Annotated in this window: 1 protein-coding gene; it reads left to right on the forward strand. The window is 45.4% G+C overall.

What is annotated here, in order from left to right; all coding sequences use genetic code 11:
- Positions 1–368: 368 nt before the first annotated feature.
- On the forward strand, positions 369–1,331 hold a 963-nt coding region (locus EXE45_RS16405; RefSeq protein WP_199233663.1), incomplete at its 3' end, for a hypothetical protein.

The raw sequence follows: 1,331 nt of genomic DNA on the forward strand, positions 1-1,331 counted from the left end.
TCCGAACAGCTGCTCGCGATGATGGAAGCGGTCGAGCACTGACCCGCTTCGGCGACCGTCCAGTCCTCTCTTTCCGTTCTGTCCGGTCCCGGACTTATCGGCGGTGAATTTCTACGAAAGCAACCCACACGTGACGCCGCTGTCTTGCGATTATTTCTCTGAGCGGAAGCTTTCCCGTTCGTAAGCCACTTATAAGCGATCGATCCGAGTGAGAGATCCCGCGGTGCGACAAGAGCCGCTTCGCGGAGGCGGGCCGACCACTGACGCCGCGCTGCCCCGGGAGCGATCGCTCTGGCATCCGTGGTTCGTTGGCTATGATCCGGGCGCGATCGCTTCGATGGCTGTGGGCCGGTATTGTCGTTTGCTTCGTGATCGGTTCTGCTATCGTACTACTGGGAACAAGCATTGTTGATGCTCAAGCAAATAATTATAAACCCACTCTGAACAGCACTGGTGACGCGGAATCTATCCGAATAGGTCATTCTGGACAAAAAATAAATAACATTGAAATTCTGGTTTCGAATACATCAGACTCTCCCGGAAAAATCAGACTGTATGTGGATTTAGCTAGCATTGAGTCAAATGGAGTAAACACTTCTTCGGTCTCAATGTCAATCAACGGTATCCAGAACGGATCTGTAATTAACACCTCACAATTAGATACTGAAGATACGACTCTCCTAGCTGCTACGATACAGCCGAATAGATCTAGTCGCTCAATACATATTGACTCTGTCCAAATATCTGGAATTAACACCGATGAGGCACAACTTTCGAGAAACATAAAATATCCAATTGTAGTCACTAACAAGACTGATTTCTCACCTACCAGCCTTACTGAACGAAAGAGTACAAGTTCATTTCAAATAATAGATGGTAATATCCGAATTCACAACCAAGCGACCGGGTCAACACAACTTCATCGGGACTCCCGGACGACTGTCGGCGTAACTGTTGACAATCTCAGCGGGAATACAAATTCAACCCTATTTATCACAAAAAAGGAACATAACGAGATAATAGGTGTTAGAAATATTAGCAAAGAGACTCTTATGAGAGAAGATTCTATTTCTGTTGATCTGTCCAACCCTGGCGGAGATGTCACTGGATATCTCATAGCTAACTCTACGGTTGATACTTCAGATTTTGACATTGGAGATTATTTACCCACTAATGTAACCGGCTTAGCTCTTTCATCCGCTAGTGGTCGAGTAGTTAATGCCTATATTAAATTCGATAATTCATCACATGATAAACCACAAACAGATACCATCGTTATCTCCAGAGCTAAAGTCTCAGATACAATCAACGATGAGACTCCATACCTAATT

This window comes from Halorubrum sp. SP9 (assembly GCF_005435015.1).
Lineage (GTDB): Archaea > Halobacteriota > Halobacteria > Halobacteriales > Haloferacaceae > Halorubrum > Halorubrum sodomense.